Origin of the sequence: Saccharopolyspora erythraea, from assembly GCF_018141105.1 — a bacterium.
Lineage (GTDB): Bacteria > Actinomycetota > Actinomycetes > Mycobacteriales > Pseudonocardiaceae > Saccharopolyspora_D > Saccharopolyspora_D erythraea_A.
Window position 1 is genome coordinate 4103278 of sequence record NZ_CP054839.1, and the last position, 24669, is coordinate 4127946.

21 protein-coding genes and 1 pseudogene are annotated in these 24669 nt (G+C 72.0%); 14 read left to right on the forward strand and 8 right to left on the reverse strand.

All coding sequences use genetic code 11. The features are described from left to right. Positions 1-16: 16 nt before the first annotated feature. Positions 17-1339, forward strand: a complete 1323-nt coding sequence (locus HUO13_RS18430) for a glycoside hydrolase family 1 protein (protein ID WP_211902534.1) — start codon at positions 17-19, stop codon at positions 1337-1339. A 6-nt stretch (positions 1340-1345) separates the two neighbouring features. Here HUO13_RS18430 and HUO13_RS18435 read toward each other — a convergent pair whose 3' ends face one another. From HUO13_RS18435 to HUO13_RS18450, 4 genes are read right to left on the reverse strand one after another with little or no spacing between them, the layout of a single operon-like run. Continuing rightward, positions 1346-2065 carry a 2OG-Fe(II) oxygenase gene (locus tag HUO13_RS18435; protein WP_211902535.1) on the reverse strand — a complete coding sequence of 240 codons (720 nt, stop codon included), beginning with the start codon at positions 2063-2065 and terminating at the stop codon, positions 1346-1348. Continuing rightward, positions 2062-2682: a methylated-DNA--[protein]-cysteine S-methyltransferase gene (locus tag HUO13_RS18440; protein ID WP_211902536.1), complete on the reverse strand. Its 621-nt coding sequence runs from the start codon at positions 2680-2682 to the stop codon at positions 2062-2064. Before HUO13_RS18440 ends, HUO13_RS18435 begins: the two co-directional genes overlap by 4 nt. Then, positions 2679-3170, reverse strand: coding sequence for an RNA polymerase sigma factor (locus HUO13_RS18445; protein WP_211902537.1), 492 nt, complete (start codon positions 3168-3170; stop codon positions 2679-2681). Before HUO13_RS18445 ends, HUO13_RS18440 begins: the two co-directional genes overlap by 4 nt. Positions 3171-3222: 52 nt before the next feature. Beyond that, a complete protein-coding gene (locus HUO13_RS18450) occupies positions 3223-4569 on the reverse strand; it encodes a cryptochrome/photolyase family protein (RefSeq protein WP_211902538.1) in 1347 nt (448 codons plus the stop codon). A gap of 139 nt (positions 4570-4708) precedes the next feature. Here HUO13_RS18450 and HUO13_RS18455 point away from each other — a divergent pair, with 139 nt between their 5' ends. From HUO13_RS18455 to HUO13_RS18465, 3 genes are all read left to right on the forward strand, one after another. Next, positions 4709-6046 carry a TIGR01777 family oxidoreductase gene (locus HUO13_RS18455; RefSeq protein WP_211902539.1) on the forward strand — a complete coding sequence of 446 codons (1338 nt, stop codon included), beginning with the start codon at positions 4709-4711 and terminating at the stop codon, positions 6044-6046. A 230-nt stretch (positions 6047-6276) separates the two neighbouring features. Continuing rightward, positions 6277-7791, forward strand: a complete 1515-nt coding sequence (locus HUO13_RS18460) for a GGDEF domain-containing protein (RefSeq protein WP_211902540.1) — start codon at positions 6277-6279, stop codon at positions 7789-7791. Positions 7792-7865: 74 nt separating this feature from the next. Next, positions 7866-9578 carry a serine/threonine-protein kinase gene (locus tag HUO13_RS18465; RefSeq protein WP_211902541.1) on the forward strand — a complete coding sequence of 571 codons (1713 nt, stop codon included), beginning with the start codon at positions 7866-7868 and terminating at the stop codon, positions 9576-9578. Between the two features lie 73 nt (positions 9579-9651). On the opposite strand, the gene HUO13_RS18470 is transcribed toward HUO13_RS18465, so the two are convergent. Then, the gene (locus HUO13_RS18470) at positions 9652-13119 is read right to left on the reverse strand and encodes an NAD-glutamate dehydrogenase domain-containing protein (RefSeq protein ID WP_211902542.1); all 3468 of its coding nucleotides are present in this window, start codon (positions 13117-13119) and stop codon (positions 9652-9654) included. 119 nt (positions 13120-13238) lie between these two features. Here HUO13_RS18470 and HUO13_RS18475 point away from each other — a divergent pair, with 119 nt between their 5' ends. Further along, positions 13239-13871, forward strand: a complete 633-nt coding sequence (locus HUO13_RS18475) for a maleylpyruvate isomerase family mycothiol-dependent enzyme (RefSeq protein ID WP_249125018.1) — start codon at positions 13239-13241, stop codon at positions 13869-13871. Between the two features lie 217 nt (positions 13872-14088). Here the strand turns inward: HUO13_RS18475 and HUO13_RS18480 are convergent, their stop codons facing one another. Next, positions 14089-14583, reverse strand: coding sequence for a hypothetical protein (locus tag HUO13_RS18480; RefSeq protein WP_211902543.1), 495 nt, complete (start codon positions 14581-14583; stop codon positions 14089-14091). Between the two features lie 543 nt (positions 14584-15126). Further along, complete coding sequence (locus HUO13_RS18485) at positions 15127-15420, reverse strand: hypothetical protein (protein ID WP_211902544.1); 294 nt, start codon at positions 15418-15420, stop codon at positions 15127-15129. Between the two features lie 132 nt (positions 15421-15552). Between HUO13_RS18485 and HUO13_RS18490 the strand changes: the two genes are divergently transcribed. From HUO13_RS18490 to HUO13_RS18525, 8 genes and pseudogenes are all read left to right on the forward strand, one after another. After that, on the forward strand, positions 15553-16296 hold the full coding sequence (locus HUO13_RS18490) for a GntR family transcriptional regulator (RefSeq protein WP_211902545.1): 744 nt from the start codon (positions 15553-15555) through the stop codon (positions 16294-16296). 446 nt (positions 16297-16742) lie between these two features. Then, complete coding sequence (locus HUO13_RS18495; protein ID WP_211902546.1) at positions 16743-17150, forward strand: hypothetical protein; 408 nt, start codon at positions 16743-16745, stop codon at positions 17148-17150. 95 nt (positions 17151-17245) lie between these two features. Next, entirely contained in the window at positions 17246-17476 is a 231-nt protein-coding gene (locus tag HUO13_RS18500) for a DUF397 domain-containing protein (RefSeq protein ID WP_211902547.1), read from the forward strand. 250 nt (positions 17477-17726) lie between these two features. Then, a pseudogene (locus tag HUO13_RS18505) lies at positions 17727-18191 on the forward strand (tyrosine-type recombinase/integrase); the annotation flags it as partial. Positions 18192-18377: 186 nt separating this feature from the next. Next, entirely contained in the window at positions 18378-19715 is a 1338-nt protein-coding gene (locus HUO13_RS18510) for an MFS transporter (RefSeq protein WP_211902548.1), read from the forward strand. A 13-nt stretch (positions 19716-19728) separates the two neighbouring features. Continuing rightward, positions 19729-20385, forward strand: a complete 657-nt coding sequence (locus HUO13_RS18515) for a response regulator transcription factor (protein ID WP_249123846.1) — start codon at positions 19729-19731, stop codon at positions 20383-20385. 4 nt (positions 20386-20389) lie between these two features. Continuing rightward, on the forward strand, positions 20390-21793 hold the full coding sequence (locus tag HUO13_RS18520) for a sensor histidine kinase (RefSeq protein WP_211896401.1): 1404 nt from the start codon (positions 20390-20392) through the stop codon (positions 21791-21793). Then, the gene (locus HUO13_RS18525) at positions 21790-22728 is read left to right on the forward strand and encodes a TAXI family TRAP transporter solute-binding subunit (RefSeq protein ID WP_211896402.1); all 939 of its coding nucleotides are present in this window, start codon (positions 21790-21792) and stop codon (positions 22726-22728) included. The genes HUO13_RS18520 and HUO13_RS18525 overlap by 4 nt, the downstream gene beginning before the upstream one ends. A 229-nt stretch (positions 22729-22957) precedes the next feature. Here HUO13_RS18525 and HUO13_RS18530 read toward each other — a convergent pair whose 3' ends face one another. Beyond that, positions 22958-23461 carry a GNAT family N-acetyltransferase gene (locus tag HUO13_RS18530; RefSeq protein WP_211896403.1) on the reverse strand — a complete coding sequence of 168 codons (504 nt, stop codon included), beginning with the start codon at positions 23459-23461 and terminating at the stop codon, positions 22958-22960. A 116-nt stretch (positions 23462-23577) separates the two neighbouring features. Here HUO13_RS18530 and HUO13_RS18535 point away from each other — a divergent pair, with 116 nt between their 5' ends. Further along, positions 23578-24633, forward strand: a complete 1056-nt coding sequence (locus tag HUO13_RS18535; RefSeq protein ID WP_211896404.1) for a zinc-dependent alcohol dehydrogenase family protein — start codon at positions 23578-23580, stop codon at positions 24631-24633. Positions 24634-24669 lie beyond the last annotated feature (36 nt).

Genomic DNA, 24669 nt, shown 5'->3' on the forward strand with positions numbered 1-24669 from the left:
GATAAATTTCTTTCACATGTGGGGTCTGGTCTTCCGGGGCGCGGTCGTGGGTCTGGTCGCCGCGCTGGTGTCGGCGCTGAGCACGGCGCCCGCGAGCGCCGCGGACCGGTCGCGGTCGTTCTACTGGGGCGTGGCGTCGTCCGGTTACCAGACCGAGGGATCGGCCCCGGACAGCAACTGGTCCAGGTACGTCGGCGCGGGCGGTGGCGAGGTCGATCCGTACGCCAACGCCACCGACTTCCGCCACCGCTACCCCGAAGACATCCGGCTGGCCCGGGACATGGGCGTCAACACCTACCGCTTCGGGGTGGAATGGGCCCGGGTGCAACCGGCCCCCGGGGTCTGGGACGAGGCAGAGCTGGCGTACTACGACGACGTGGTGCGGCGGATCACCGACGCCGGGATGACGCCCATGATCACGCTCAACCACTGGGTCCACCCGGGCTGGGTGGCCGACCTGGGAGGCTGGGCCGAGGACCGGACGGTCGAGGACTGGCTCGCCTTCAGCGCCGCGATCGTGCAGCGCTACCGGGGAGCCGGAGTGCTGTGGGTGACGATCAACGAGCCGGTCGTCTTCCTGCAGCGGGAGATGGAGATCGGCGCGCTCGACGTGTTCCGGCTGCCCCGGGCGCAGGCCAACGTGGTGCGGGCGCACCGGCGGGCCTACGACCTGGTCCACCGCATCGACCCGACCGGGAAGGTCACCAGCAACCAGGCGTTCCTGTCGGGCTTCAACGCCGTGACCGACCTGTGGTTCATGGACCAGGTGCGCGACAAGCTCGACTTCGTCGGCATCGACTACTACTACGGCCTCGCGCTGGGCAACCTCAGCGCGATCCACGCGGCATGGGCGGACTTCTGGAAGGTGCGGTTGCAGCCCGAGGGCATCTACGACGCGCTGCGCTTCTACTCCGACCGCTATCCAGGTCTGCCGCTCTACGTCGTGGAGAACGGGATGCCGACCGACGACGCCAAGCCGCGGGAGGACGGCTACACCCGCACGGCTGCCCTGCGCGACACGGTTTTCTGGGTGCAGCGGGCGAAGGCCGACGGGATCGACGTCATCGGCTACAACTACTGGAGCATCACGGACAACTACGAGTGGGGCAGCTACCGGCCGCGCTTCGGTCTGTACACAGTGGACGCGCTCGCGGATCCGGCGCTCACGCGCAGGCCGACCGACGCCGTCGGCGCCTACCGGCAGGTGATCGCCGAGGGCGGCGCCCCGGCCGGGCACGAGCTGGTCCAGCCGCCCGCGTTGTGCTCGCTCGTCGACCCGCTGACCAGTTGCCTGGCGCCCGCCGACCCGCGCGGCCCGCGTGTCCCGCTGGGCCGATGAGTGCGGTCAGGCCGCGTCGTGGAAGACCAGGCCCAGGGTGTGCCTGCGTCCGGAGCGCACCGCCGAGACGCCGTGGCGCACCGGGGCGGCCGACCAGCCGCGCGCCGAGCGCACCGGCCGGTCCCGGGTGGTGAACACCAGCCCGCGTCCGTGCGGGATCAACGTCGAGGTGCCCCGGGACTGCGCGCGCGGGCGCTGCTCGACGAGCAGGAACTCACCGCCGGTGTGGTCGACGCCCGGCTCGCCGAGGTTGACCACGACCTGCAGCGGGAAGACCTTGTCGCCGTAGAGGTCGCGGTGCAGCGCGTTCCACCCGCCCGCGTCGTAGCGCAGCAGGATCGGCGTCGGCTTCGACTGGCCCGCGCGGTGGCACTCGGCCAGCCACTCCTCAAGCGTGTCGGGCCACCGCGCGTCGCGTCCGAGCCTGGTGTTCCAGTCGCGGGCCACCGGTAGCAACCGCCGGTACAACGCGCTGCGGAGCTCGGCCACCACCTGCGGGAAGGGCTCTCGGAAGTAGCGGTACTCGCCCTTCCCGAAGCGGTGCCTGCCCATGTCGACGGTCGTCCGGAAGCGCTCGGGATCGTCGTAGAGCCGGGCGATCTCGGCGGCTTCGTCCGAGGTGAGCAGCCGCGGGAGCAGCGCGCACCCGTAGTCGTCGATCTCGGCGTACACCGCGTCCCAGTCCGCCTGGTCGACGCGGTCGGCGAATGCGGTCCGGTCGTTCATGCCACTCCCTCCAGGTCCAACAGCGCTCGCTTGGTCTCGGGTCCGCCGACGTAGCCGCCGAACGAGCCGTCGGAGCGGACGACCCGATGGCAGGGCACCACGATCGGCAGCGGGTTGGTCGCGCACGCGGTGCCGACCGCGCGGACGGCCTTCGGGCTGCCCGAAGCGGTGGCCACCTGCGCGTAGCTCTCGGTGCGCCCGTAGCCGATCTCCGGCAGGTGCGCGAGCACCTGGCGGCGGAAGCCCTTCGACAGGCGCAGGTCCAGGCGCAGGTCGAAGTGCTGGCGCGTGCGGGCGAAGTACTCGTCGAGCTGCCGTGCGACGGCATCCAGGCGTGCCGGTGCGTTGAGGATCCGCGGGCTCACGGCCGCGGCGAGCCCGGCGAGCACCCCGTCGTGGTCCTCGCGGGCGTAGGCGACGCGCACGAGCCCCGCCTCGGTGGCCGCCAGCAGCAGCGGCCCGACCGGGCTGTCGATCGTGCGGTAGCCGATGTCCAGGACACCCTCCCGCTGCGCGGCCTCGACCAGCCGGGCGTGCAGGCGTGCGTGGGCGTCGTCGTCGTTCGGGGGCAGCGAAGCGAACAGTCGTTCGGCCCCGGGGTCCGACGAGCTCGTCATCGGGTCCCTCCTTCGTCGCTGGTGGACAGCGGGTAGGTGGCGCGCAGGCGCCGGATGCCATCGGCTGCGGCGCGGCGCGCGGCGTCGGTGCTGCCGCCGGTGATCGCGGCGATCTCTTTGTAGGGCAGGCCGGCCAGGTAGTGGTAGGCGACCGCGGCTCGCTGCTTGGCGGGAAGCTCCCGCAGCGCGGCCCACAGGTCGCCGTCCCACTGCTCGGGCCGCCCGGTCGCGGCCGGGCGTTCCGGCGGGGCCGCGACCGCGACCGGGCCGCGCGCCCGCGCCCTGGTCGCATCGATGGCCTTGCGGTGGGCGATCGTGACCAGCCACGCCTCCACGTTGGCGTCACCCGGCAGGTCCGGGTACGCCTTCAGCGCGGCGAGGAACGTCTCGGACCAGGCGTCCTCGGCGTCCACGGGCCCCAGCACCGCGCGGCACACCCGCAGCACCACCGGCCCGTAGTCGGCCACGATCTGCTCGAAAGGTCTCATCGGCACACCTGGTAGACGCACGAGCCGCCGCGAACGTGAGATCGGCGGCGCATCACCGCTGGCGCAGGGCGAGGAAGCGCTCCCGGGCCTGGTCCAGGTCGACGATCGGGGGCGGGTAGCCGAGCCTGCCGAGCTCGTCGTCACCGAGCCGCCAGGGGCGGTGGACGTCGCCGGCGCCGAGCCCGGCCAGCTCCGGTACCCAGCGCCGGACGTAGTCGCCGCCGGGGTCGTACCGGTCGGCCTGCCGGAGCGGGTTGAGCACCCGGTTCGGGCGGGTGTCGGTGCCGGTGCCGGCGACCCACTGCCAGTTCAGGCAGTTGTTGGCGATGTCGCCGTCGACGAGGTGGTCGAAGAAGTGCCAGGCGCCCGCGCGCCAGTCGAGGTAGAGCGACTTGGTCAGGAAGCTGCCGGTGACCAGCCGTGCCCGGTTGTGCATCCAGCCCTGCTCGAGCAGTTGGCGCATCCCCGCGTCGACGATCGGGATGCCGGTGCGGCCGTCCTTCCACGCGCGCAGCGCTTCGGCGTCGCGGTGCCAGCGGTCGCCGTGCGGTCGGTAGTCCTCGCGCACCGCCTCGGGGCGGGCGGCCAGCACCTGGTGGTGGAAGTCCCGCCACGCGAGTTGCCGCACGAACGCCTCCGGTCCCTCGCCGCGGCCCGCGCGGTCGGCGAGCTCGCGGGCGGAGAGGCAGCCGAAGTGCAGGTACGGCGAGAGCTGGGAGGTCGCGTCGGCGGCCAGGTCGTCGTGGCGCTCGTGGTAGGCGCGCACCCCGCCGCCGAGCCAGCGGTCGGCGCGCCGACGTCCCTCGGTTTCGCCACCGGGCCACGTCTTGTCCGCGGAGCCACCGGCCGGGCGCGGCCCGATGGCCAGCCGGGATGGCAGCCGCAGCCGTCGCGGCTCGCCGGCCAGCGGCCGCTTGCCGGTTTCCAGCCAGCGGCGCAGGTACGGCGTGAAGACGGTGAAGTGGTCCTTGTCCGCTCCACCGGGCGTCACCCGGCCCGGAGCGACCACGGTGACCACCTCGTCGTGGCAGCGCAGCTCCCGGCGCTGGGCGGACAGCGCCTCGGCCAGCCGGGCCTGCCTGCGCATCGCATAGCCGCTGACGTCGGCGCTGATGTGGACCTCGGCCGCGTCGACCTCCTCGGCGATCCGGCACACCTCGTCGACGAGCGCTCCGCGGCGCAGCACCAGCCGCGCACCGAGCTCGCGCAGGTTCGCGTCCAGGTCGGTCAGCGACTCGTCGAGGAAACGCGTCCGCCGGGCGCTCGCGAAGCGCGAGCGCCAAATCTCCTCGTCCAGGACGAACAGCGGGACCACGCGTTCGGCCTCCGCCGCGGCGGCCAGCATCGGGTTGTCGTGCACCCGCAGGTCGCGGGTGAACAGCGCGATCACCGTCGTCATGGTGCTCCCGCCTTCGCTCGTCGGTCCGGTGTCCGCCACTGTGCCTCCGCCCGGAGCGGGCGGCATCGCGGACACTCATCGGTTGCCGCTCACCCACTCGGCTGGGCGCGGACGGCCGGACCCGCTAGCCTGCGCGGCCATGGGCTTGGTGCACTCCAGCATGATCGACGCGCCGATCGACGAGGTGTTCGCCTGGCACGGACGTCCGGGGGCGATCACCCGGCTGACTCCGCCGTGGGGGCCGGCGCGCGTGGTGGCCGAGGCCGGTTCGCTGCGCGACGGGCAGGCCGTGCTCGCGTTGCCGGGCGGGATGAGATGGGTGGCCCAGCACGATCCCGAGGCGTACGACCCACCCCGCCGGTTCGCCGACGAACTGGCCTCGCCCTTGCTGCGCCCGGCGATCCGGTGGCGGCACACCCATGCGTTCTCCGAAGCGAGCGATGGGACTACGCGGCTCACCGACACCGTCGATACGACCGTTCCGGCTCGCGCGCTGCGTCCGATGTTCGCCTACCGCCATCGCCAGCTCGCCGACGACCTGGCGGCGCACCGCTGGGCCCGCGAGCACCGGCCGGAGCCGCTGACCGTGGCGGTGTCCGGTTCCTCCGGCGTGGTCGGCACGGCGCTGACCGCTCTGCTCACCACCGGTGGCCACCGCGTGCTCCGGCTGGTCCGCCGCACTCCGCGAGCGGAGGACGAGCGGCAGTGGGAGCCCGAAGCACCGGCCCCGGACCTGCTCGACGGCGTCGACGCGGTGGTGCACTTGGCGGGCGCGTCGATCGCAGGGCGCTTCACCGCCGAGCACAAGCGGCGGATCCGCGAAAGCAGGGTGGGCCCCACCGCGCGGCTCGCCGAGCTCGCCGCGCGCACGGGGACCGGGACGTTCGTGACCGCATCGGCCATCGGCTGCTACGGGTTCGACCGGGGCGACGAGTCGCTGACCGAGGAGAGCCCTCGCGGTGACGGCTTCCTCGCCGAGGTCGTCGAGGACTGGGAGTCCGCCGCCGAACCCGCTCGAGCGGCGGGGTCGCGGGTGGTCCACGTCCGCACCGGCATCGTCCAGACCGCGGCGGGCGGAGTGCTGCGGCTGATGCACCCGCTGTTCGCCGCCGGGCTCGGCGGTCCGCTCGGTGGCGGCGAGCAGTGGACCTCCTGGATCGGCATCGACGATCTGATCGACGTCTACTACCGCGCGCTCGTCGACGACCGGCTGCGCGGGCCGGTCAACGCGGTCGCGCCCAACCCGGTGCGCAACCGCGAGTACAGCCGCACACTCGGTCGCGTGCTGCGCAGGCCCGCGCTGCTGCCCACACCGTCGTTCGCGCCCCGTGTCGTCCTGGGTGGAGAAGGGGCGCGTGAGCTGGCGCTGGCCGGCCAGCGCGTCGTTCCGCGCCAACTGCTGGCGGTTCGGCACCCGTTCCGCTTCCGCCACCTCGAACCGGCCCTGCGCCACGCCCTGGGGCGCACGGCTTCCTGATCCCGCATTCGTGTCCAAAGAGGACATTTGCTCTCTTCTGCTTCCAATGGGCGGAAGTGGTGATGCCATCCGTCCACAGTGAACCGAACTGGTGCGGGCACGCGATCGAGCCGGCATGCGGGTCGGATCACCGGCAGCCGGCAACCTCGCGGTGATCGCTCGCTTTCGCGCCGTCGCAAGTGCCGCGGCGGTAGTATCGTCGCCGTGGCAGGCCAGGCGGAGGGACGGCGATGACGCCCCCGGACATCGCGCTGTCGCGGGAAGACGGCGACGATCCGCCCTTCACCGAGATCAGGCGGCTGATCAGCAGTGGTGACGACGACGCGGCGGCGCGCCTGGCCGCCCAGGTTGCCGACGCGTCGGGGGACCCGCGGGTCGAGGGGCGGGCGCTCGTGCTGCGGCTGGGCTCGCTGTTCAACCTCGGCCGGATGGCCGAATGCCCGCCCCTGCTCGACCGCGCCTTCGAGACGCTCGACGACGTGGGCGATCACGCGCTGCTGGGCGATCTGTACGCGCTGGCGGCGATCATCGCGGTGCAGGACTCCCTGGAGCGCTGCATCCGCCACCTCGCGCACAGCGCCCGCGAGCTGGAGCAGGTGGAACGGCCCTGCATCGAGGCCGTCAACGCCTGGCACAACCTCGCCGTCACCCAGTCCTACGTCGGGTTCCACGCGCAGGCGGCGGTCGCCGCGGAGCGGGCCTATGAGACCGGCCAGCTCATCGGGCTGGCCCCCGGTGACCACGCGCTGCCGGAGATCGCGGTGCGCTGGGCGGTGTCGAAGGACCACCAGGGCGACACCGAGGGATGCGTGCGGATGCTGCGCGGTGTCCTCGACACCTGGGGCAGGCGCACCGCGCCCACCGCGATGTGGTGCGTGGAGCAGTACTACTACGGCTACGCGGCGGCACGGCTGCGCGCCCTCGGCGAGCCGGCGCACGCCGACCCCGCGCTGTTCGCGGCAGAGGCGACCGGCTGGGAGGCCGCCGACCTGCGCCTGCTGGTGAGCGCCTGCACCGCCGTCGCCGAAGGCAGGCCGCGGGACGCGCTCGCACTGCTGACCGACCGCGAGGTCCACCCCTACACGCTGGGGGCCGCCGAGATCTGCCGGGTGCGCGCCATCGCCTACCAGGCAGACGGCGACTTCCGCGCCGCCCTGGCCGCCGACCGGGAGGCGACCCGGCGTTCGGCGGCGGACGGCGAGGCACTGCGCGAACGCCTGGTCGCCGGCGCCCGGGTGCAGCTCGACCACGAGGCGCTGACCCGCATCGTCGGCCAGTACGAGAACGAGGCGCTGACCGACCCGCTGACCGCGCTGCCCAACCGCAGGCACCTGCACCGCCGGATCGCGGAGGCCGACGACCGGCCCGCGCACGCCGTGGTGGGTGTGGTGGACCTGGACGGGTTCAAAGCGGTCAACACCGTCCACGGCCACCTTTCGGGTGATCTGGTGCTGCGCAGAGTCGCCGCGATCCTCGCGCGAACGGTCCGCCGGGGCGACTTCGTCGCCCGTTACGGCGGTGACGAGTTCGTGGTGTTCCTCCCCGGAACAGACCTGGTCACCGCGCGCGAGATCGGCGCGCGGATCGCCTCTGCGGTCGCGGCCGAGAACTGGGACGCTCTGGTGGTCGGTACACCGGTGACGGTCACCGTCGGGTGGGCCGCGCTGACCGATCACCGGGACCTGCTGTCGGCACTGGACACCGCGGACCGCGCCATGCTCGACCGCAAGAGCCGGGTGTCCTGACGCCCGCGGGCGGCCGGACCCGGTGGTGGGGCGGTTCCGCCGTGGCAGGCCACGGCCCTCTCGGGGGAGGGGATGTGGAGCTCGTCGTCGCGCTGGTGAGCCGGTTGCTGTCCTGGCTTCGCTGGTCGGTCGTGCCCGGCACCTGCCCGGGCGGCTGGACGTGGGCGACCGCCGCGTGCGGCGCAGTCTTCGCGTGCCTGCCGCTGGCCGGTGCGGTGGTTGTCGCCCTGGTCCGCAGGTGGACCGGGAACGCCTACTCACCCCGCACCGTCGTGCCCTTCGCCGCGGTGGGCGTGGTCTTCGGGGCGGTGCTGCCGTTGGCGGCCTTCACCGCCGTCGCGCGGCTCTACGAGCAGGCCGCGGCGGGCACCGTGCCCGCCGGGCTGCGCAGCGCCGACGTCGCCTCGATGGGCAACTCCCACTGCGTCCTGCCGCCCGAGCTCGACTACCTCGGCACGCCCACCGCGCTGCTCGACGAGGTCACCAACACGGCGGCCCCGCTGCGCCTGGCCGCCTACGGCGCCACGCTGGTGCTGCCGCTGCTGTCGTTGCTGGTGGTGCGGGTGCAGGCGGTGCTGGCGTTCCGGCGGGGGCCGCTGTGGCCCGCCCGCCTGCTGTGGCTGCCGTTCGCGGTGTTCGCCGTCCTCAGCACCTGGTTGAGCGCCAACACCGCGGCGCTGCTGTGGCTGGGCTTCCTGCCCGCCGCCCTGGTGGGCTGCGTGCTGGTCCGGCTGGTCGGTGCGCCGAGGCTGGGAGTCCTGCACCCGGAGCCGAGGCCGGAGGCACCGCCGCGCGTGCCGCCGTCCCGGCCGGCACGGTCGAGGACCGCCGTCCAGCCGGCGCCGGCAGCCGAACGGCCGCTGACGGCCGCCGAGCCGCCGCTGACGGCCGCCGCGCCGCCGATGGTCACGCAGCGCCACCCGCCCTCGGAGCAGCCGCCCGACGTGCCGGCCGGCGCCGGGGGACACCGCTTCCGCCGCATCCGGCGGCTCGGCCACGGCGGCTTCGGGTCGGTGTGGCTGGCCATGGACGACCAGCTGGGGCGGATGGTCGCGGTGAAGATCGCCAACACCGACGACGAGGTGTCGGTGCAGCGGACGCTGCGCGAGGCCCGGGCGCTGGCGGCGGTCAACCACCCCAACTGCGTGCACGTCTACGACGTGGTCGACGACGAGACCGGCCTGGCCATCGTCATGGAGTACATCCGGGGCCAGGGGCTCTCGGATCTGGTCACCACGGGCGGGCCGCTGACCGACGTCGCTGCCGCACGGCTGTGGACGACCCTGGCGGGCGCGCTGGCCGCCGCGCACGAACAGGGCGTGCTGCACCGCGACATCAAACCGTCCAACGTGATCGTCGACGGCTCCGGCGCACCGCACCTGATCGACTTCGGCATCGCGCGGGCGCAGGGCGACGTGACGCTGACCTCGCCGGGCACGATGGTCGGCACGCCCGACTACCTGGCTCCCGAGACCGCCACCGGCACCGCGACGACCCCGGCCTCCGACGCCTGGCAGCTGGCCGCAACGGTCAGCTACGCCCTGACCGGCGAGCCGCCCAGGGGCAGGCGGGAGAGCCAGATGTCGGCGCTGATGGCCGCCGCGCACGCCGCGCCCTGCACCCGGTTGCCCGGACGCAGCGCGCATCGCGGCCTGCTACTGGCGGCGCTGGACGCAGACCCCGCGGCACGTCCCGGGCTGGCGTTGGTGCAGGAGGAGCTTCAGCGGTGGCTGGCACGCGGCCACCTCGCCGCGACCGGTCCGGTGACCGAGCAGGTGTCCAGGTAGCCCGGTTCAGCGGCGGAAGGGGGGCCCGCACCGCGAGCGGCTGAGGCCGCTGGTGAAAGCGCTCCAGCCCGGTTCAGCGGCGGCCCCATGCTGCCGTTTCGGGCTCGGCCTGCATGCCGATCTGGGCGAGGTTGCGCAGGTCCTGCAACGCGACCGAGAGCATAGCGACGTCGAGCTGCCCGGCGCGGTGCAGCTGCGCGACGGTCTCGCGGCAGCGCCGGACCGGGCCGTCGTTGGCGCCGAGCCAGCTGTGCACCAGGTCCTCGGTGTCCTGCCCTGGCACGTAGCGGCTGAGCGCCGCGCTGGTCAGCCTGCGCCGCTGCGCGAAGAGGTCGTCGCGCAGCGAGATCTTGGCCAGCAGTGCCCAGTGCGACTCCGACGGCAGCTCCACGATCTGGTCCTGTAGCCAGTCCAGCCGCAGCGCGGCGTCCAGCGCCGAGTAGACCGACGCGACGTAGCCGACGTCCCGGCGGTCGTGGGCGATCTCGACCACGTCGAGCGAGGCGGCCAGCGGGGCCAGTGCGGCGATCCGGCCGGCGAGCAGGAACGGCACGCCGGCGGTCGCCAGCTCCTCGCTCTGGCGCTGCACAGCCTCGGCCTGCGGCCCGGCCAGCGCGGCGGCCAGCACCGGCACGAGCTGCCGGATCTGCGGGCGGAAGTACTCGACCTCGGCGGCGATGTCCAGCGGCGGCCTGCGGTTGCGGAGGAACCACAGGGTGCCGTGCTGGGAGAAACGCTGGAGCTCGCGCAGCATCTCGGTGCGCACCTCGGTGGGGCAGCGGGCACCGAGTGCGTCCACTTCGGACCAGAGTGCGTTGAGCCCGAAGATGTCGCGCACCGCGAGGTAGGCGCGAGCGGAGTCCGGTGTGGACACTCCGGTCGTCTCCTCCAGCCGGTAGAAGAAACCGGTGCCGACGTGGTTGGCGAGGTCGTTGCTCAGCGCGGTGGTCAGGATCTCGCGCCGCAGCGGATGCCGGCGCATCAGCGGCCCGAACCGGGACCTGAGCGCGGCGGGCAGGTAGTTCACCAGCTCCTCGGCGAGGTGCTGCTCGCCGGGCACGTTCGATTCGGACAGCTGGGTGGTGATGGCGTTCTTGGCGTGGGCGAGCAGAACCGAGATCTCGGGCCGGGTGAGCCCGATGCCCGCCTGCCGGCGTTCGGCGATCCCGTCGTCGTCGGGCAGGGACTCCAGCTCGCGGTCCAGGCGCCCGTGGCGCTCGAAGTTGTGGATCTCCTGCGCGTGCTGGTCGAGGTAGACCGCGGCGTCGGCCTGCACCACGCCGAGCACGCGGGTCTGCAGCCTGCTGTCCTCCAGCACCGCGCGCGCCACGTCGTCGGCGTTGGCGGCGAGGATCTCGTCGCGTTGCGCGCGGGTGATCTCGCCGTCGGCGACCGCGGTGTTGAGCAGGATCTTGAGGTTCACCTCCCGGTCGGAGGTGTTGACCCCGGCGGCGTTGTCGATGAAGTCGGTGTTGATCCGCCCGCCACCCAGCGCGTACTCGATGCGCGCCCGCTGGGTGAGCCCGAGGTTGCCGCCCTCCACCACCGTCCGGCAACGCAGTTGCCCGGCGTCGACGCGCACCGAGTCGTTGGCCGGGTCCGAGGCGTCCAGGTGCGACTCCGCGGAAGCCTTGACGTAGGTGCCGATCCCGCCGTTCCAGATCACGTCGACCGGGGCGCGCAGCATCGCTCGCACCAGCTCCGGCGGCTCCAGGGACTCCGCGCCGACCCCGAGCAGCCTGCGCACCTGCGGCGACAGCGGCACCGACTTCGCCTGCCGGGAGAAGACCCCGCCGCCTTCGGAGATCAGTTTTCGGGAGTAGTCGTGCCAGGTCGAACCGGGCAGCGCGGCCAGCCGCTCCCGCTCGGCGTAGGAGGTCTCCGCGTCCGGGTCGGGATCCAGGAACACGTGTCGGTGGTCGAAGGCGCCGACGAGCCGGATCCGCCGGGACAGCAGCATCCCGTTGCCGAACACGTCACCGGACATGTCGCCGATGCCCACCACCGTGAACTCGTCGTGTTGCGGGTCCAGGCCCATGTCCTCGAAATGGCGTTCCAGCGACACCCACGCGCCGCGCGCGGTGATGCCCATGGCCTTGTGGTCGTAGCCGGTGCAGCCGCCCGAGGCGAACGCGTCGTCGAGCCAGAACCCGTACTCGGCGGCGATCGAGTTGGCCAGGTCCGACAGCCGCGCGGTGCCCTTGTCGGCCGCCACCACCAGGTACGGGTCCGGATCGTCCTGCCGCAGCACCCGCGGCGGGCCCGTCACCGACCCGTCGACCAGGTTGTCGGTGATGTCCAGCATCCCGCGGATGAAGGTGGCGTAGCAGTCGCGCACCTCCGCCTCGGACTCGGCGCGGCTGAGGCCGGCCAGCGGTCGCCGGACGACGAACGCGCCCTTGGCGCCACCGGGCACGATCAGCGCGTTCTTGACCGTCTGCGCCTTCATCAGCCCGAGCACCTCGGTGCGGAAGTCTTCCGGGCGGGTGGACCACCGGATGCCGCCGCGCGCGATCCGCGCCGCGCGCAGGTGCAGCGCCTCGACGCGCGGCGAGCACACGAAAGTCTCGAACAGCGGACGCGGGCGCGGGACGAAGGGGATGCCGGACGGGTCGATCTTGAACGAGAGGTAGTCCTTGGGTGAGCCGTCATCGGTCCGTTGGTAGTAGTTCGTGCGGACCACGGACCGGAAGAACGCGAGGACGCTGCGCAGCGTCTTGTCCTCGTCGAGGCCGGTGACCTCGTTCAGGCTGGCCTCCAGCGCGGCGTCGAGCTCCCCGGCGGCGGGTCCGTCGCGCGCGTCGGGGTCGAACCTGGCGCGGAACTGCTCCAGCAGCAGCCGCACGAAGTCGGGCCGGTCGGCCACCGCCTGCTCGACGTAGGGCTGGCTGAAGGCGAACCCGGACTGCCGCAGGTAGCGGTAGGCGGCGCGGACCAGCGCGGCCTCCCGCCAGCCGACCCCGACGGTGAGGACCAGCTCGTTGAAGCCGTCCGGCTCGGCCCGGCCGTGCCACATCGCGGCGAAAGTCTCCTCGAACAGCGTCGCCAGCTCCGGCGTGAGCGCCCCGGCGGCGTGCACCAGGCCGAAGTCGTCGATCCGCGCCCCTCCGGCGCCTGCCGGGGCGATCTCGTAGGAGCGGTGGTCGGCCACCCGCAGCCCGAGGCCTGCGAAGATCGGCAGCACGTCCTGGAGCAGCGGGGCGGGCGCGGGCCAGCGGATGCGGAAGCGCACCAGGTCCCCGGGCCGCTGCCGGTCCCAGTACAGCGTGCCCAGCGGCGTGTCCGGCCCCTCCAGGCGCAGGATGTCGTCGACCGCCCATTCGACCGGCACCTCGTACTGGTACCCGGCCGGGAACGCCCCGCTGTAGCGGGCGAGCAGCCGCCGCCCGTCGGCGCCGTGCTCGGCGGCCAGCCGTTCGGCCAGCTCGCTGCGCCACCGCGCGAAATGCCTGGCCAGCTCGTCGGGGTGCTGCTCGTCGTCGCGCCGCGTGACCGCTTCCACGTCCGGGGCGGGGCCGTCCCCCGGGCCACCTTCGTGCATGGCCCACCTCCCGGCGACCGCTCGGGTGAGGAGCACCCATTCTCACCCGTCCGGGCGTCCCCGACCAATTTGCCGGCGGTGTTCGACAGCCGGAGAGGCGAGGTGCCGTTGTCAGGTGGGTGGCGCGGTGGCTATACAGGCGACCATGGATCCGCGTCGCCTGGCTCGGGAAGAGCGCGCGGACCTGGGACTGGGACGCCCCGAGCCTGTGCGCCGGATGGCGGGTGCGCGACGTGGTGGCGCACGTGGTCAGCTACGACGAACTGGACGGCAGGTCACTTGCCCGGCGTTTCGCCAACGGTGCATTCCGGTCTTCACGCATCAACGCCATCGGGATGGCCGAGTACAACGCGCGCGGCACCGACGAGCTGCTCGCCGTGCTGCACCGGCATCTGGACCCACGGGGGCTGCCCGCGGCCTTCGGGGGCATGGTCGCCTTCCTCGACGGGCTCATCCACCACCAGGACATCCGGCGTGCGCTGGGGCGACCGCGCGAGATCCCGGTGGAACGGCTGCTGCCCGCCCTGCGCTGCGCCCTGCTGGCACCTCCGATCCGGGGCCGGGCGCGCTCGCGGCGTTCGGCTGGTGGCGACCGACCTGGACGGGTCGTGCGGCCGGGGACCGCAGGCCCGAGGCCCGGCCGAGGCCCTGCTCATGACCATGGCCGGCCGCCGCGGCGTGGCCGGGGAACTTTCCGGGCCAGGGCAACCCAAGCTCGCCGCCCGCGTCGGCGACTAGCGGGAGAGCCCTGACCAGCGGATACCGGCGGACAGGCGCGATCGCAAGCGCTACCGCGCCCAGTGATCAGGCGCGTGACTTCCACCTTGAGCGGATGTTCGATCGCACGCCTGACGCCCCGTGATGGACGGTCCCGCCGGGTGTCAGCGAATCCTGTCTGACCTGCGGTTTCGTGCTTGGCTGTGATGTCCGGTGGTACCCCGCTCCGGTCCTCGTCGCATCACACTCGTATCACACACCGCCGCCCAGCAAGATCGTCATCTGAGAGTGTTGGAGCGCCCGGCCATGGGGCGGCCCGGCCGCCACTCGATGGAGGTTGGCTGCCCTCCTCCGGTGCGGAAGTACTCGTGGGCGGCGGCACGTACAGCAGTGAACCGGCAATTCCTCCCGGAGCTTGTCGACCTGGCTCTTCGGCTGGGGCCTGGCGGGTTCGCGCGCGCCGGCGGGCGAGTTCGAGTCGGGCTGGGCGTTCGCGCCGATTTGATCGAGGTATCCGGTGACCAGCTCTCGAACCCGGTTGCATATCCCGATGATGCGATCGGTTTCCCGATCAGCCTCTTCGAGCTGGGTGGATGCCTCGTGAAGTTCGGGGTCGGTGCTCTCCGATGCGATCGGTCGCAGCGTCTCGATCGCCTCGGAGAGTTCTTGGCCCGCTCGTGTCAGTGCCTCGGCCGGGATCTTGCCGAGCGCCTGCCTCAGATTCGCCGCAACCTCTTCGACCGACACGGATCACCTCGCAGCTCGACCGGCGGTGATCGTGCCAGCGACCCCTGACGATCTCGGTCGATGCGAAGCACAAAGGTGCAGCCCCTCGCCAGTGATGACGAGTCCGTGGTGGGTTGGGTTCCCGCCCCGGTGCCGGGTGTCGGGGCGGCGCACACGAGGCGGGGGACTCGCGCCGTGCCGGCGGCACCGGGGCGGGGGATCGGGGGAGTAGCGCCCACAGGCCCGCAGCGGTGGTGCAGGTCGGGCAAATGCCTCTGCCATCGGCGAGCGGCGGGATGACGCCGACGGCGCGGTACAGCGGCCACCGCAGCTCGTGGCCGCAGACCGCGACGGGGTGGCGCCCGCCGACGCCGATGGCGTGCCAGAGGCCCTCGCCGACTGGAGCGGCCCAATTCCGCAGCGTGGGCTGGACCATCGAAGATGGGTGCCTCCCCCGCGCCAGGCGGTCTTGGGGATGACGTGGGGGAGGCTGCTCGGTCCGGTGGTTGCGGTACGTATGACCACCATTTTCTGGTGTCGTTACGTGCCACCGGCCGAGCGGTCTTAGAAGTCCCAGATGCGGGAGATGAGTCCGCGCTCCACGACGACCGCTTTGCAGTCCTCGCACTGGGCGGTGACCGGTCGACTGCGCGGGACACGGTCGTTGGGAGTCGCCATCGGCACGGTGATCGCGCAGCCGCCGAGCGCCTTGATCGCGCTCCCGTTGACCAGCGCCCCGGGGCGTGTGGTCGTCGCGTGCCGGACACCGGAGCCCCGTGGGCAGATCCAGTACGCGACCTCTCCGAAGTACTTGGACGGCGAGGGAGTGGTGGTGCTCAGGGCGGGTTGGGCGGCCATCGGCTAGCTCCACTCGTTCTACTCGTCTGAGACGAGTGGTGCCTTAGCCACCGTGATCGAGTTTTGGCAAGCGATCTACAAGTGAGATCATGGGAGCCAGGCAAGACGACCCAGACGTGTGAGAGGTGCCGAATGAACGCAACGGCCCGCTACCGGGAGATCGCGGACGTGCTCCGCGGCGAGATCGACTCGGCGGTCTGGGGTGTCGGCGACAAGCTGCCCGCAGAGCCCGAGCTGATCGCGCGGTTCGACGCATCGCGCACGACGATCAGGCAGGCTCTCGCGGAGCTGCGGGACGCCGGCCTGGTGCACATGCGGCACGGGGTTGGAGTTTTCGTGGCACCACCACGGGTAGTGAAGCGGGTGGACTCGCGCGAGCGGCTGTCCAAGGCGCGGCGGCAGCGCAACGAGGCGGCGTTTCTCGCGGAAGCCGCAAACCAGGGCTTCACGCCCTCGTCCTCGGTGCGGGTGTGGTTCGAGCCCGCGCAGGAGTTCGCCGAGCTGTTCAAGATCGAGGAGACCGACGAGCTGTGCATCCGCGACCGCGTGATGCGCGCCGACGGTCAGCCGGTGATGCTCGCCGTCTCCCGGCTCCCGCGCGAGATCACCCGCGGGACCGCGCTCGAAGAGGTCGACACAGGAGCCGGCGGTGCGCACGCCCGGCTGGAGGATCTGGGCTTCGAGCCGACCTTCCACGAAGAGATCGTCGGCGCGCGGATGCCCGATGCGAACGAGAAGCAGATGCTCGACCTCGGCAGCGGCCCGGTGCTCACCGTGCAGCGGCGCACCTACAGCGGTGATCGCCTCGTCGAGGTCAACGACATGGTCATGTCCGGTGTCGGCTACGAGCTGCGCTACGCCTGGGATGCCGATTGATCCTCGCGGACGTGTGACCGCCGATCGGCGCCCTGAGCCTGCGCGCGTGGCGCGTGTTCGGTACGTCTCGGATGCACATGTTCGCTGATGGGAGGGGATTCAAATGCGCGCGCGATCTTTGACCGCGGCCATTCTTGCGGCGGCTGGATTGGTGGTTTTGGGGGCGGGGCCAGCTTCGGCGGGCCTCATCAGCATTGGTGACATATTGGGGTCCTCGTCGTCGCAGGGCGAGGGACCTCTCGATGGGTTGCTTCCCGGGGCTGCCAAGTCAGTCGGGGGCATCACTGGCGGATGAGCAGCCAGCCTTGTTGGGGACCCCGCCACGCACGGCGGGGTCTTCGAGTGTGTGCCCCCTGTCACCACGCGGCTACGCGGCGCTACTCTGATCGGCGCGGTACGCGACCACCCGAACGACCGCGGCCCGGCCGCGTTAGGGGAGTAGGGCAGTGGACTACACCAACCTTGGTATTGCACCGGGGCGAGACCCCGAGTACCCGAGCCCCATCTGGGCCGAGCCGCACCTGTGCCTACACCCGTACGAGCACACGCGCCTCCAGGCCGCACACTTCCCGGCGGACATTCGCCAGGCGGTCTTCCGCCTGGACTGCTTCGCGTGCGGGAGCCACTGGGACCACACGAAGGCGCCGGACTGGGTCTTCGACTACCTCGCCCGGATGATGAGCGACGGGCGGGTGCAGTACGTCAAGAAAGACGAGTGGGACATCGCTAGCAAGATCGAGCGCCAGCGGAGCAAGTACGAACAGATCTTCAAGGCCGAGACGGGAGACGGGAACCCGATCACGTCGAGCCCGATCGTGTTGAAACGCCCCGGCGCGGTCGTCTGGGACGACTGAGACGACCACCCGGTCGGCGTATCGATCATGCGCCCCCCCCCGGGTCGCTACAGTCGGTGCCGCGGTACGTGTGACCCCGAAGAAGGGGACACGTCATGAAGCCAGTCCTGAAGCTCACCGTCGACGGCGAAGAGCTGGAGTTCGTCAAGGCCAGCCAAAGCCACATCGACGGCAAGGAGTGCCTGCACCTCGCGCCCGGCAAGGGCGGTGCGATCCACCTCGTGGAGAGCGAAGACACGACCACCATCATCACGACCGACCGCGCGAAGCTCCGCGCGTTCATCGACGGTGCCAAGGCCGGCGAATTCGACCACCTGACCGTCTGACCCATGTAACACAACGAGCTCACGTCCTCGTGTCGGACGTGGGCTCGTTTGTCAGGGCGCCTGAACGGAACTTCTTCTTTCTCTCGTCGGCGGCCGCGCGACTTGATTACGGATTGGGCCATTGATCCGTCACGGTCGAATCCTTTTCGCTAAGCGGTACAGTCGTCGGTCCGGTGCTCGGATCGATTTCTATACCACCGCTTGATCTCTTCCTCGCGGTTCAGCTTCCACCCGGGGATGTCGCGTCGAATGGCGGGACGTCGACCTCGACGCGCGCACGCTCACCATCCGGGAGAGCAAGACCGAGGCGGGGGAGCGCACGGTGGCGCTCGACACGGGCACGGTGGCGGTCCTGCGGGAGCACCGCAAGACGCAGGTCGCCGAACGGCTTCGCCTGGGCGAGGCGTGGGTGAACTCCGGGCGCGTGTTCACCGACTCGGATGGATCGGCGCTGAACCCCCCTCGGGTCCTCTATCGGTTCCGCGTCCTGACCAAGCGGGCGGGGCTCCCGCCGATCCGGCTCCACGGCCTACGCCATTGCGCGGCGACGTTCGCGCTGGCGGCCGGGGTCGACATCAAGGTGGTGCAGGCGATGCTGGGCCACGCGTCGCGGAGTATCACCGCCGACATCTACACCTCGGTGCTGCCCGAAGTCGCCCACGAGGCGGCCGAGCGGACTGCCGCGCTCATTCCCAGGTCCGGCGGGGTGTCCTAGGTCGGAACCGGTCGTATCACACTGCGATCATGAACAGCTCCGATTCGGAGAAACCGCAGGTCAGTAGCCGCTCCGCGTGATCAACATGTGACTTCCACCTTAAGCGGATGTAAAGGAGTGCCGTCCGTTCTTGTTGCGGCCTCGCCGCCACCTCAATGTGAGTCCGTTCACGAAAGGAGGACGGGTATGTCAGGACAGGTGGCGACGGCTCCACCGGCGGCGCGGCCGGGCGGCGAACGGCGCGTGGTGGCCAACGTCATGCGTGGCTCCATCGGCAACTTGATCGAGTGGTACGACTGGTACGCCTACACCGCCTTCAGCGTCTACTTCGCATCGGCGTTCTTCCCGAAGGGTGACCTGACCGCGCAGCTGCTCAACTCGGCGGGCGTGTTCGCGATCGGGTTCCTGATGCGTCCACTCGGCGGCTGGATGCTGGGCCGCTACGCGGACCGCTTCGGCCGGCGTGCCGCGCTGACGCTGTCGGTGACGCTGATGGCGGCGGGCTCGCTGGTCATCGCGCTCACCCCGACCTACGCCTCGATCGGCATCCTCGCGCCCGCGCTGCTGCTGGCGGCCCGCCTGGTGCAGGGCATCTCGGTGGGCGGCGAGTACTCGACGTCGGCCACCTACCTCTCCGAGGTCGCCTCGACGGGGCGGCGGGGCTTCTACTCCAGCTTCCAGTACGTAACCCTGGTGGCCGGTCAGCTCACCGCCCTCGGCGTGCAGATCGTGTTGCAGCAGATGCTGAGCGGCGAGCAGATGGCCGAGTGGGGCTGGCGGATCCCGTTCGTGATCGGCGCGGTGGGCGCGCTGGTCGTGATGTGGCTGCGCCGCGGCATGGACGAGACCGACAGCTACCAGAAGGAGTCGGCGTCCGGCTCGGAACAGCGCGGCACCGTGCGGGCGCTGCTGCGCCACCCCAGGGAGTGCCTGCTGGTCGTCGGCCTGACCCTCGGCGGCACCGTCGCCTTCTACACCTTCACCACGTACCTGCAGAAGTTCATGGTGAACACCTCCGGCATCGACAAGGGCACCGTCGCCTGGATCAACTTCCTGGCGCTGCTGGTGTTCCTGTGCATCCAGCCGCTGGCCGGGGCGCTGTCGGACCGCATCGGCCGCCGCAAGCTGCTGCTGGGCTTCGGCGTCAGCGGCACCCTGCTGACGGTGCCGCTGCTGACGCTGCTCAGCTCGACGCAGAACCCGGTGGCCGCCTTCGCGCTGATGCTGGCCGGGCTGGTCATCGTCACCGGCTACACCTCGATCAACGCGATCGTGAAGGCCGAGCTGTTCCCGACCAACATCCGCGCGCTCGGCGTCGGCCTGCCCTACGCGCTGACCGTGGCGATCTTCGGCGGCACCGCCGAGTTCGTCGGGCTGTGGCTCAAGCAGGCGGGCAACGAGCCGGTGTTCTACTGGTACGTGGCAGGATGCGTCCTGGTCTCGCTGGTCGTGTACCTCTGCATGCGCGAGACCTCGCAGAGCTCGTCGCTGGAGGACGCCCCGCAGCCGAGCAAGCCGAGCTGAGCGGGAGGTGGCCGTGCGTGTGCTGCTCGTCGAGGACGACGACGGCGTCGCCGACGCCCTCGTCGACGTCCTCACCGCGCACGGCCACCGCCCGACGCGGGTCTCGCGGGGCACCGACGCGCTGACCCGCCACCGCGAGCACGACCTGGTCCTGCTCGACCTGGGGCTGCCCGACGTCGACGGCCTGGAGGTGCTCCGCAAGCTGCGCAGGGTCGCCGAACTGCCGGTGATCGTGCTGACCGCCCGCGGTGAGGAGCGCAGCGTGGTCCGCGGGCTGCGCTCCGGAGCCGACGACTACCTGGTCAAGCCGGTCCGGATGGCCGAGCTGCTGGCCCGCATCGACGTGGTGACGCGGCGGCACAGCGCCACCTCGCCGGCGAGCGAGGTGGTGGCGGCGGCCGACGTGCGGGTGGACCTGCGCACCCGCCGCGTCCGGGTCGGCGAACGCGACGTCGAGCTGACGCCGAAGGAGTTCGACGTGCTGGCGGTGCTGGCCAACCACGCGGGCACCGCGGTGAGCAGGCAGAAGCTGATGGACGAGGTGTGGGGCGATGCCTACCTGGCCATCTCCCGGTCCCTCGACGTGCACATCGCGCAGTTGCGCGCCAAGCTCGACCGCCCGCGGGTGCTGACCACGATCCGCGGGTTCGGTTACCGGTTCGGGGAGTAGCGCCGTGCGCAGGCGCCTGCTGCTGGTGCTGCTGACCTTCTCGATCGTGGCGGTCGCCGCGTTCGCGCTGCCGCTGCTGGGCGTGACCGCCGCTCAGCGGACCCAGCAGCTCGCCCTGTCCCGCAGCGGCGCGCTGGACCGGTTCGCCGCGCTGGCCGACCAGGCCAGCGGCACCGGCGACGTCGCCCAGCTGGTCAGCGAGGCCACCCGCTACACCGAGCTCTACGGCGAGCCGCTGGTCGTGGTCGGCGCCGACCGCGGGCCGATCGTGGAGACCGGCGGGCTGCGAGCCGCGGACGTCGCCGAGCCGATCGACCAGGCGTTGCGCAACGAGCCGTCCGGGCAGCTCGCGCCGCTGCGGCCGTGGTCGGGCGAGGACGTGCTGCGCCACCGCCCGGTGGGCAGCGGTACCCGGGTGACCGGGGCGGTGGTGATGCGGGTGTCGGTGCGCGCGGCCGCCGCCGACATCTCCCGCCAGTGGGCGCTGATCGCGCTGGGCGCGGTCAGCGCGCTGGCCGCCTGCGGGGTGCTGGCCCTGGTCGTGGCGCGCTGGATCCTGCGTCCGCTCGGGGAGCTGGAGTCCGGGGTCCGCGCGGTTGCCGCCGGTTCCCGGCAGACCCGGGTGGCGGTCGGCGCCGGACCTCCGGAGCTGCGTGCCCTTGCCGGGCTGTTCAACGGCATGTCGGAGGCGGTGGCCGAGGCCGAGGAACGGCAGCGCCGCATGGTCGCCGACGCCTCCCACCAGCTGCGCAACCCGATGGCCGCGCTGCGGCTGCGGGTGGACGCGCTGGAGCGGCGGATCCAGCCGGAGGCCATGGCCAGCTACCGGTCCACGGTCGAGGAGGTGGAGCGGCTGGAGGCGCTGCTGGACCGCTTGCTGGTGCTGTCGACGGCCGACGACAGCGCGGCCGACCGCGACGGTGGTGCCGACGGCTCCACGTGCGATCCGCACGCGGTCGTCGCGGACCGGGTGGCTGCCTGGCGCTCCGCCGCCGATGACGCCGGCGTCGTGCTGCGCACCGGCGACCCGCCCGCGTTCCGCGTCGACGCGCGGTGCGCGCGGGACGACCTGGCCCAGATCCTCGACGTCGTCCTGGACAACGCGGTCAAGTACGCGGGCACCGGTGCCGAGGTGACCGTCTCCGAGACCGCCGACCGGCAGTGGTACCGGCTCGCGGTGACCGACACCGGCCCCGGACTGGCACCTGACGAGCTGGCCATGGCCACCGGCCGGTTCTGGCGGGCCGACCGCGACCGCGGCAGCCGGGGGACCGGGCTCGGGCTGTCCATCGCCGACCGGCTCGCGACCGCACGCGGAGGCTCCCTGCGCGTGGCCGGGGTCGAGCCGCACGGTTTGTCGGTTCGGGTGGAACTGCCGGTCGCGCGGGACGGAGGTGATCGACCGTGAGTGGCATCGACCGCCGTCGGCTGCTTCGGTTGGGAGCCGCCGGGATCCTCGCCGGCGTGCTGCCCGCGTGCGCGCCGGCTGGGCCTGAGCTGCCTCTGCGCATCGCGGCGGGGGAGCGGGGCGGCTTCTACTCCGAGTTCGCAGCACTGCTGGCCGAAGAGATCGCCCTTGCCGACTCCCGGCTGAGGCCCACCGTCTTCGACACCGAGGGCAGCGTGGCCAACGTCGAGCTCCTCCGGGACGGCCGCGCCGAGCTCGCGCTGCTGCTCGCCGACGTGGCCCAGGCCGCACCGCGGGGGGAGCTGGGGCCCCCGGTGCAGGTCAGGGCGCTGGGCCGGTTGTACGAGAACTACGTCCAGCTCGTCGTGCCGGTGGACAGCCCGATCCGCGGGCTGCCCGACCTGCGTGGGCGGACGGTGTCGCTGGGCGCGCCGAAGTCCGGCAGCACGTTCTTCGGCACCCGCCTGCTGGCCCGCGCGGGAGTCGAGGCCCGGACGCTGGCCCTGCCTCTGGAGGAGGCGGTGGCGGCGTTGGAGAACGGCCGGATCGAAGCGCTGCTGTGGTCGGGTGGCGTGCCCACGCCCGCGCTTCGCGCACTGGACGAACGCAGCGGCATCCGGCTGGTCCCGTTGCAGGCATCGGTGCCCGGGCTGTGCGGGTACGCGGTCTGCGAGCAGGTGTGGGTGCCGCCGCGTGCCTACCGGATGGGGGCCGGGGTGCCGACCGTCGGCATGGCCAACCTGCTGGTGTGCCCGCCCGGCCTGCCCGACGACGTCGCCGCGACGGTCGTGCGCGTGCTGGTCGGCCAGGCGTCCCGGCTGGTGCCGCGGCAGGCGGTCGGCACCCAGTTCCTGGATGTCCGGACCCTGACCGGCACCGGCGCGGTGCCGCTGCACCCGGGGGCGCAACGGGCCTACCGGGAGCTCCACGGCTGACGAGCGGTGACTTTGTGCCCTCCCGGGCGCTTCGCGGCGCGATCAGAATTGCCCGCAATGGTGAGGTACCGGGAGGTAGAGGTGCCGTTGAGGAATCCTGGGCGCGCGCAGCCGCGCCGATGGGGCTGTTTCCCGAAGCCGGTCCGCAGGTGGATCGACGACCTGAGGCTGCCGCGACTACCACGTCAGACGCCGGGCGTGCCCGCCTGAGCCCGGCCGGGAGCCGGGCTCAGGCGCCCGGCTCCAGCAGCAGGACCGCGTACTCGCCGTCCGGACACGCGGGCTGCCTGGTCAGACCCACGCGTTCGGCGACCCTGATCGCGGACGCGTTCGACGGGCTGGTCTCCACCAGCACCGGCCACCCGGGCTGCGCGGAAGCGCCGGCCGCGATCGCCGCGCGCGCCGTTTCGGTCGCGATGCCCATGCCCCAGAATTCCGGAGCCACGCGGTAGTAGAGGTTCCAGCAGCGCCGGTCGCGCCACAGCTTCGGCTGCACACCACCGAATCCGGCGACACGTTCGCCGAGCAGGATTGTCCAGTAGCCGTGCTCGCCGCGGTCCCAGACCTCGACGAAGGCGTTGAGGAAACGCGCGCAGTCCAGCACCTCCGGTGGCTTGCGTGGAGGCTCCTCGCGGGCGCGCAGCGACGCCTCCAGCGCGGCGAACGCGTCGAGGTCGCTCTCGCGCACTCGCCGCAGCTTCAACCGGGACGTCGAAACCTCCGGGAATGCCATGTGGACAACGCTATCCACCGGAGCAACCGGAATTGCGCGCGAACCGGTTCGATAGGTTGGGGAGCCCGTGCAGCAGTGTGCCGGCCGAGCGGTGCCGGGGTGAGGAGGTGCGATCGATGCGTGCCATGGTGTTCGAGGAGTTCGGCCGGACCCCCGTCGTCCGCGAGGTGCCCGATCCCGAGCCGTCGCGGCTCGGCGCGGTGGTGCGTGTCGAGGCGACCGGGCTGTGCCGCAGCGACTGGCACGGGTGGATGGGCCACGACCCGGACATCGCGCTGCCGCACGTGCCCGGGCACGAGCTGTCCGGCGTCGTCGAGGCGGTGGGCGCCGAGGTCGCCAACTGGCGGCCCGGCGACCGGGTCACGGTGCCGTTCGTCTGCGCGTGCGGCCGGTGCGCCGAGTGCGCGCGGGGCGACCAGCAGGTGTGCGCGCACCAGACGCAGCCGGGCTTCACGCACTGGGGGTCCTTCGCCGAGTTCGTGTCGCTGGAGAACGCCGACGTCAACCTCGTGGCCGTGCCGGACGCGATGTCGTTCGCGACCGCGGCCGGGCTCGGCTGCCGGTTCGCGACGGCCTTCCGGGCGGTGGTCGCCCAGGGCCGGGTGACGGCTGGGCAGTGGGTCGTGGTGCACGGCTGCGGCGGGGTGGGGCTGTCCGCGGTGATGATCGCCGCCGCCTGCGGTGCCGCCGTGATCGCGGTCGACATCTCACCGGACGCGCTCGCCCTGGCGCGCCGCTTCGGCGCGAAGGAGTGCCTGGACCCCTCGGCGCTGCCGGTACCCGTGGCCGAGGCGGTCGCCGGAATGACCGGCGGCGGTGCGCACGTGTCGATCGACGCGCTCGGCAGCCCGCAGACCTGCGCCAACTCGGTCGCGAGCCTGCGCAGCCGCGGCAGGCACGTGCAGGTCGGCCTGCTGCCGCAGGCGGCGGGGGACCCGAGCCTGCCGATGTCGCGGGTCATCGCGCTCGAGCTGGAGGTACTGGGCAGTCACGGCATGGCCGCGCACGAGTACCCGGCGATGATGGAGATGGTCGCCACCGGTTCGCTGCGCCCGGACCTGCTGGTGACCAACGTGATCGGCCTGGAGCAGGCACCGGAGGCGCTGGCCGCGATGGGCGGGGGAGCTGGCCCGGGCGTGACCGTCGTGGAACCGCACCGCAACACCTCCTAGGAAACTCAGGCTGCGGTCTTTCTCATGCCTGTCCGT